Here is a 7,941-nt window from a genome sequence, read left to right as displayed (position 1 = left end):
GGTCGAGTTCGAGGATCCACTCGGCGGCGTTGTCGAGGAAGTAGCGGTCATGGGTCACCGCCACCACGGTGCCGGTGTAGCGGGCGAGGAACTGCTCCAGCCACTCGACCGATTCGGCGTCGAGGTGGTTGGTCGGTTCGTCGAGCAGCAGCATGTCGGGCTTCTGCAGCAGCAGGCGGCACAGCGCCACGCGGCGCTTTTCACCACCCGAGAGCGGGCCGATCTTGGCGTCCCAGGGCGGCAGGCGCAGGGCGTCGGCGGCCACTTCGAGCTGCTGTTCCAGCGTATGCGCATCACCGGATTCGAGGATGGCTTCCAGCCGCGCCTGTTCGGCGGCGAGCTTGTCGAAGTCGGCGTCTTCTTCGGCGTAGGCGGCATAGACCTTGTCCAACTCGGCCTGCGCCGTGAAGATCTCGCCCAGACCTTCCTGCACGGCTTCGCGCACAGTGTGCTCGGGATTGAGCTTGGGCTCCTGCTCCAGGTAGCCGACCTTGATGCCCGGCTGCGGGCGGGCCTCGCCCTGGAAGTCCTTGTCGACGCCGGCCATGATCCGCAGCACCGTCGACTTGCCGGCACCGTTCAGGCCGAGCAGGCCGATCTTGGCGCCGGGGTAGAAGGACAGCGAGATGTCTTTGATGATCTGGCGCTTCGGCGGCACGATCTTGCTGACGCCGATCATCGTGTAGATGTACTGCATGGCGGGGTCCTGATCCTCGGGCGTGGGTCGCGCAGAGCCATGGCCCGATGCCAAAAGGCAGCAGGCGGTCGCTCAGGCGCGGAAGACCGCGAAGTCTAGCAGGGCGGGCGCCGGCGCGCTCCGGCTACCGTCGCAAGCGCCGACCCTTACGGTGGGTCAGGGCCCAACCTTGCCTCCATGCCGCATGGGGTGGGCCCTGGCCCGCCGTGAGCGCCGTGCTCGCCGAAATCTCCCACCCGAACAGGAATAGGGTGGGCCCTGGCCCACCATGAGCTCGACGCTCGCCCCGGTCCCGATCCCTATCCCGATCCCTATTCCTATCCCTGTGCCGATCCTCCGCATGCGCCAGATTCGCGCGGCATCGGGCGGAGGATCGCGGCGAAGATCGAGGCCACGGTGGGCCAGGGCCCACCCTATGGGCGCACGCTGCGATGCGTAGCCCCCCGCCCGCCCGATTGGCGCCGGCGTTTTCAATGACGCTCGCGGGACCCGCGCGACGTGTCGCAAGCGATGACCGGGGCGAAGATCGAGGCCACGGTGGCCAAGGCCCACCCGATGGACGTGTTGCCGAGCAGCATCGGCCGAAGGTACGGCAGCGGATGCCCGAGCCCGGCGGGTAGAATCCGCGGCCTTGCCACACTCCCTTGCGAGGCCACGCCCATGAGCGACACCGCACCCGCCGCCCGCGGCGGCAAGAACAAGGTCTACCCGAGCGCGGACGCCGCGCTGCGCGATCTGGTGGCCGATGGCCAGACGCTGGCGGTGGGCGGCTTCGGCCTCTGCGGCATTCCCGAGGCCCTGATCGCCGCCCTGCGCGACTCCGGCGTCAAAGGCCTGACCGCGATCAGCAACAACGCCGGCGTGGACGGCTTCGGCCTCGGTCAACTGCTCACGACCCGCCAGATCCGCAAGATGATCTCCAGCTACGTCGGCGAGAACAAGGAGTTCGAGCGCCAGTACCTGGGCGGCGAGCTGGAACTCGAGTTCAACCCGCAGGGCACGCTGGCCGAGCGTCTGCGCGCCGGCGGCGCAGGCATCCCGGCCTTCTTCACCCGCACCGGCTACGGCACCGTGGTCGCCGAGGGCAAGGAGACCCGGCAGTTCCCCGACGGCCACTGGTACGTGCTGGAAACCGCCCTGCATGCCGATGTGTCGCTGGTGAAAGCCTGGAAGGCGGACCGTGCCGGCAATCTGGTCTTCCGCAAGACCGCGCGCAACTTCAACCCGGCCTGCGCCATGGCCGGCAAGGTCTGCGTGGCCGAGGTCGAGGAACTGGTGGAGATCGGCGACATCGATCCCGACCACGTGCACCTGCCGGGCATCTACGTCGACCGCATCGTGGTCAACGCCACGCCCGAGAAGCGCATCGAGCAGCGCACCACCCGCGCCGCCTGATCCGTCGACACGCATAGGGTGGGCCCTGGCCCACCGGAGCTCGACACCGCCCCGGTCCCACCCGAATCACGACACCGCGGGCCCAAAGCCCGCCCAATCGAAGGAACCCTCGACATGCCCTGGACCCGCGACGAGATGGCGCAGCGCGCCGCCCGCGAACTCACCGACGGCGCCTACGTCAACCTCGGCATCGGCCTGCCGACGCTCGTGGCCAACCACATTCCCGACGGCATGGACGTCTGGCTGCAGAGCGAGAACGGCCTGCTCGGCATCGGCCCCTTCCCGACCGAAGCCGAGGTCGACGCCGACCTGATCAACGCCGGCAAGCAGACCGTCACCGCCCGCGCCGGCGCCAGCTACTTCGGCAGCCACGACAGCTTCGCGATGATCCGCGGCGGCCACATCGACCTTGCGATCCTGGGCGCGATGCAGGTCACCGACAAGGGCGATCTCGCCAACTGGATGGTGCCCGGCAAGATGGTCAAGGGCATGGGCGGTGCGATGGATCTCGTCGCTGGCGTGAAGCGCGTGGTGGTGCTGATGGAGCACACCGCCAAGGGCGGCGAGCACAAGATCCTGCCCGCCTGCACCTTGCCGCTGACCGGCGTCGGCGTGGTCAACCGCATCATCACCGAGCTGGCCGTGCTGGACGTGACGCCCGCGGGTCTGAAGCTGGTCGAGCTGGCGCCCGGCGTGAGCATCGAGGAACTGGGCGAGAAGACCGGCGTGCCGGTCGCGGCCTGAGTAACCTCGACATATCGCAACGTACGCAGGGCGCCCGAGGGCGCCCTGCGTGTTTGCAGCAACGGTGTTCGCTGACGGTCTTCGAGGCGTACTAGGCGCGACGCCCGCCGCAGCTCGCGGTGCGCCTTCGACCCGGGCTCAGCCCTCGCCGAGCAGCAGCGAAGGCGCGATGCGGCCGTTCTCGACCGGCAGCGTGTCGCCCGGCTTCTCGCGCAGGCGGCTCTCGCCTTCCAGCTCGCCGTAGCGCCAGCGCACGTCGTAGCCGACCACGCGCTCGCGTTCGCCGATCTGGATCTGCTGGCCCGGCTGGCTGGTGACGCGCTGGCTGCCGGTGCCGCTGTCGGCGCGGTACTCGACGTCATAGGCGACCACCACGCGCTCGCTGTCCTGCACATCGCGGCATTCGCTGACGGTTTCGCTGTAGGGGCGGCCACCGACGTGGCGACGGTCAGCCTCCTTGCCGATGGCGCCGCCGGCCAGCACGCCGGCCGCAGTCGCTGCCGCGCGGCCGCTGCCGCCGCCGACCTGGTTGCCGAGCAGGCCGCCAATCACCGCACCGGCGACCATGCCGTCCTTGTCGCCGAAGCGCTCGGGCGCGCGGCGCTGCACGGTGCGCTGGGTGCACTGCTGGCGGCTGACCGGGCGGTTCTCCTCGACCGGGGTCACGCGCAGCACATCCGCCAGCAACGGCTCAGTGACGCGAATCGGCTCGGCCGACAGCACCTGTGCCTGGTTGGCGCGCGAGAAGCCGCCGTAGGAGGCGACAGCGACGCCGCCCAGTGCGAGAACGGAAATCGCGGCGATGATCGGGGTCTTCATGGGATCCACCTGTGTTCGAGTCTGTCGGAGTGCAGCCCCCTGCCACGTCGGCAGCCTAGGGATTGCAACTGAATGTTTCCCGAAGTGCGGTGGTGCGCGTGGTGGCGTCGTTCAGCGGCGTGAAGCAGCGGTGTTGGCGGCGACCGGGGCGAGCGGTCAAGGCCACGGTGGGCCAGGGCCCACCCTGTGTTTCCCGAAGTGCGGTGGTGCGCGTGGTGGCGTCGTTCAGCGGCGTGTAGCGGCGGTGTTGGCAGCGACCGGGGCGAGCGGTCAAGGCCACGGTGGGCCAGGGCCCACCCTATGCGGGTGCGGTGCAGCGAAGCCATAGGGTGGGCCCCGGCCCACCATGAGCTCAACGCTCGCTCCGGTCTCGCGGAGCCCTGACCCTCCGCCGCCTGAAGCGGCGCGCGCTCAAACCCCGAAGCGCTGGGCCACGTCGTTCTGGCGCGGAATCGCCAGCGCAGCGCCGCGGCGCTCGGTGGACAGCGCCGCCACGCGGCCGGCTATGCGCACGGCCTCGGCGAAGGGCGCATCGGGCGCGTTCGCAAGCGCCGCCGCCAGCGCGCCGCTGAAGGCATCGCCTGCACCGGTGGTGTCGATCGGCTGCACGCGTTCGGGCGCGCTGCGGTAGTGCGGCTGCGCATCCCCGCGCAGGGCCTCGGCCGCATGCGAGACGAAGGCGCCGTGCCCACCCAGCGTCACCACCACCGTCCCCGCATGCAGCGCGCGGCAGAGCGCATGCAGGGCCTCATCGCCCAGCGCCGCCAGCGTATCCGCCGCAGGCGCATCAAGCCCGCGCAGTTTCAGCAGCTGCACGAACTCGGTCTCGTTCGGAGTGATCAGGTCAGCGCCGTCGACAAGTTCCAGGTCACGCGCATCGACCGGCGGCGCCGGGTTGTGCAGGCAGAGCACGCCGGCGGCGCGGGCGATCTTCTGCGCGGCCAGCGAGGCCTCGTAGTTCACTTCATGCTGGGTCACTAGCACCCGCGCCGCACGAATGACCGCGGCCTGCGCGGTGATGTGGGCGACGCTGAGCGCCGCGTTCGCACCGGGCCCGACCACGATCAGGTTCTGCCCGCTGTCCTCGACCAGAATCGCCGCGGTGCCGGTGGCGAGCTCCGCATGCGTCTCACAGTGCAGGGCCAGGCCTTCGCTGAGCGCGAGTTCGCGCATGCCGCGGGCGATGGCGTCATCGCCGAGCGCGCCGATGAAGTGCGTGGCCACGCCCTGGCGTGCGCAGGCGATCGCCTGGTTGAAGCCCTTGCCGCCGGGGCCGGTGTCGAAGGCGCCGAGACGCGTCTCGCCGGGCACCGGAAAGCGCGCGGTGCGCCAGAACATGTCCTGGTTGTAGCTGCCGACAACGACGACGCGCGCGGGCATCGTCTCAGCCCGCAAGCTGGGTCAGCACGCCGGCGATGGTGGCGGTCATGAAGGTCGCCAGCGAGCCGCCCAGCACTGCCTTCAGACCAAAGCGGGCGAGGTCAGCGCGGCGCTCCGGCGCCAGCGAGCCGATGCCGCCGATCTGGATCGCGATCGAGCTGAAGTTCGCAAAGCCACACAGGGCGTAGGTGGCGATGATCACCGAGTTCTCGCTCAAGCTTTCCTTGACCGTCGACAGCTGGTTGTAGGCGAAGAACTCGTTCAGCACGACCTTGGTGCCGATCAGGCTGCCGACCGCATTGGCGTCTTCCCATGGCACGCCGATGATCCAGGCGATCGGCGCGAGCACATAGCCGAGCAGCACCGAGAGGTCGGCCCGCTTGCCGATCGCGCCGGACAGACCGGTGATGTCGCCCAGCCAGCCGATCGGCCAGTTGATCAGAGCGATCAGGGCAGTGAACGCCAGCAGCATGGCGCCGACGTTGAGCGCCAGCTTGAGGCCTTCAGAGGCGCCCGAGGCCGCAGCGTCGATGACGTTGGCGGTGGTCTTCTCGACCTCCACTTCGACCTTGCCCAGGGTCACCGGCTTGCCAGCCTCGGGGCAGAGGATCTTGGCGATCACCAGGGTCGCTGGTGCGGCCATGATGCTGGCGGTCAGCAGGTGCTTGGCGAATTCGGCCTGCGCGACCGGGTCGCTGCCGCCCAGCATCAGCACGTAGGCGCCGAGCACGCCGCCGGCGATGGTCGCCATGCCGCCGACCATGAGCGTCAGCAGCTCCGAGCGGGTCATGCTGGCCACATAGGGCTTGACCACCAGCGGCGCCTCGGTCTGGCCGATGAAGGCATTGGCGCAGACCGACAGGGTCTCCGCGCCCGATACGCGCATGGCCTTGGTGATCACCCAGGCCATGCCCTTGACGATGGCCTGCATGATGCCGAGGTGGTAGAGCACGCCCATGAAGGCGGCGAAGAAGATGATCGTCGGCAGCACCTGGAAGGCGAAGATGAAGCCCAGGGTCTCCGACTTGGCGAGGTCGCCGAAGATCAGCTGCGAGCCCTCGGAGGTGAAGCTCAGCAGGCCGACGAAGCCCTGGCTCAGCGCATTGAAGATACTGGCGCCCCAGGGCGTCATCAGCACAAAGATCGCGAACACGATCTGCAGGGCGACGCCGGTGCCGACCAGCCGCCAGTCGACGCTGCGCTTGGCCTCCGAGAACAGCCAGGCGATCGCAATCAGGCAGGCCAGGCCGAACAGGCCGAACAGGATCTGCAGCATCGGGTCTTCCCCTGCGGCGCGCGGCCGCTTGAATACGCGAAAGCGGCCACCGCGGCCGCCGGATCAGGTCGTTACCACGGCAGGCCGGCGGCCCCTGCGGTCAGGCCGGGCAGGGTAGGACAGTGCAGGCGGGGTGACAAGAATCGGGGATTGGGGAATCGGGGTGAGGCGGCCCGCTTGCGCGGCACTGCCGCGCGGGTCGCCGAACGCCCGAGCGCTGCGCGCGAGGGCCGGGTGGGAATCGGGAATCGCGTGAGCATTGCCGCGATAGGGTGGGCCCCGGCCCACCGTGCGCCCCACGCTCGCTTCGGCCCTGCTTCGTCGCTCGAAGCGAAGAGCAGGAGCTTTCGGTCTGCCCATCAGGTTGCCAGCCCCTGCGTCCGTCATAGGGTGGGCCCTGGCCCACCATGCGCCCAACACTCGCCAACGCCGACCCCACCGCGTGCCCGCACCTGCGCGCTGGCGTACACTGCGCCGCCCCATCGGGGAGTAGTCGCGCGCCGGTGTCCTTCGCGGAACCGGCGCGACCGCGCGTCAACACACTGGGCCGGCCGGCCCTGGCGCGCGGAGTCGTTGACCGGAGCGATCCGGCATCGGGCCTGACGAGACCGCTGGCGATGCGTCGACCCGGGCCGGGTGCGTCGGATCGTCCGCGCGTCCCACCCGTCACCCGGCCCTGCACGAGACGCCACCGCCATGGAAGCCCTGCTGTTCTCAACGCTCGCCGTCGCGATCGCCGAAATCGGCGACAAGACGCAGCTGCTCTCGCTGATCCTCGCCGCGCGCTACCGCCGTTTCTGGCCGATCGCCTGGGGCATCCTCGTCGCCACCCTGCTGAACCATGCGCTGGCCGGCTGGCTGGGTGCGGTGGCCGCGCACTACATTCCCGAAGGCGCGCTGCGCTGGATCCTGTTCGCCTCGCTCGCGGGCATGGCGATCTGGGTGCTGATCCCCGACAAGCTCGACGACGAGGACGCGCCGAAGCCGCGCTACGGCCCCTTCCTGGCCACGACGATCGCCTTCTTCATTGCCGAGATGGGCGACAAGACCCAGATCGCCACCGTGCTGCTGGCGGCCAAGTACGAGCAGCTGATGATGGTGGTGCTGGGCACCACGATCGGCATGCTGCTGGCCAACGTGCCGGTGGTCGCGCTGGGTGCGAAGTTCGCCCATCGCCTGCCGCTCAAGGCCGCGCGCTATGCGGCTGCGATGGTGTTTGCCGTGCTGGCGGTGCTGGTGCTGCTGTAGCGGGGAAACGCGCGACCGTTGGGCCAAGCGCCGCGCGGCCAAACGCTCATGCGCTCAAGTCCTGACGCGACCGTCGAGCCCGCTGCGCGACGTGGCCATAGGGTGGGCCCTGGCCCACCGAAGCTGCAGCCGCGCCTCGACATCCGTTCCGTGTCGCGCAGCCGAATCCCCAAGCCCCTGACGGTTCATGGCCATCGCGACGCGCACCGATACCGGAGCAAGGGTGGAGCTCCGGTGGGCCAGGGCCCACCCTATGAATCGCGCTGTTGCGCCTCACCGTACCGATCTCGCGACGAGAACCCGCGCGACCGGCGATTGCGAACCCCTGCCCGGCCCTCGCGCATAGCGCTCGGGCGTTCGGCGACCCGCGCGGCAGTGCCGC

General features: G+C 69.6%; 7 protein-coding genes and 1 riboswitch. Of the genes, 3 read left to right on the top strand and 4 right to left on the bottom strand.

The genetic code is table 11. The features are described from left to right. On the bottom strand, positions 1-697 hold a 697-nt coding region (locus tag Q0654_RS05645), incomplete at its 3' end, for an ATP-binding cassette domain-containing protein (RefSeq protein WP_298851397.1). A gap of 660 nt (positions 698-1,357) precedes the next feature. Between Q0654_RS05645 and Q0654_RS05640 the strand changes: the two genes are divergently transcribed. Next, positions 1,358-2,092, top strand: a complete 735-nt coding sequence (locus Q0654_RS05640) for a CoA transferase subunit A (protein ID WP_298851395.1) — start codon at positions 1,358-1,360, stop codon at positions 2,090-2,092. Positions 2,093-2,206: 114 nt separating this feature from the next. Next, positions 2,207-2,836, top strand: a complete 630-nt coding sequence (locus tag Q0654_RS05635) for a CoA transferase subunit B (RefSeq protein ID WP_298851392.1) — start codon at positions 2,207-2,209, stop codon at positions 2,834-2,836. 138 nt (positions 2,837-2,974) lie between these two features. Here Q0654_RS05635 and Q0654_RS05630 read toward each other — a convergent pair whose 3' ends face one another. The 3 genes from Q0654_RS05630 to Q0654_RS05620 all read right to left on the bottom strand — a co-directional run bounded on the left by Q0654_RS05630 (position 2,975) and on the right by Q0654_RS05620 (position 6,311). Further along, a complete protein-coding gene (locus Q0654_RS05630; RefSeq protein ID WP_298851390.1) occupies positions 2,975-3,655 on the bottom strand; it encodes a glycine zipper 2TM domain-containing protein in 681 nt (226 codons plus the stop codon). Between the two features lie 411 nt (positions 3,656-4,066). Further along, positions 4,067-5,035, bottom strand: coding sequence for a ribokinase (locus tag Q0654_RS05625; RefSeq protein WP_298851387.1), 969 nt, complete (start codon positions 5,033-5,035; stop codon positions 4,067-4,069). Between the two features lie 4 nt (positions 5,036-5,039). After that, complete coding sequence (locus Q0654_RS05620) at positions 5,040-6,311, bottom strand: nucleoside transporter C-terminal domain-containing protein (protein ID WP_298851385.1); 1,272 nt, start codon at positions 6,309-6,311, stop codon at positions 5,040-5,042. A 480-nt stretch (positions 6,312-6,791) separates the two neighbouring features. Then, a riboswitch (yybP-ykoY riboswitch) is annotated at positions 6,792-6,899 on the top strand. Between the two features lie 108 nt (positions 6,900-7,007). Here Q0654_RS05620 and Q0654_RS05615 point away from each other — a divergent pair. After that, entirely contained in the window at positions 7,008-7,559 is a 552-nt protein-coding gene (locus tag Q0654_RS05615; RefSeq protein WP_298851383.1) for a TMEM165/GDT1 family protein, read from the top strand. Positions 7,560-7,941 lie beyond the last annotated feature (382 nt).

Origin of the sequence: uncultured Aquimonas sp. (genome assembly GCF_937888285.1) — a bacterium.
In the GTDB taxonomy this organism is placed as follows: Bacteria; Pseudomonadota; Gammaproteobacteria; order Xanthomonadales; family Xanthomonadaceae; genus Aquimonas.
This window is presented reverse-complemented; position numbering and strand designations above follow the sequence as displayed.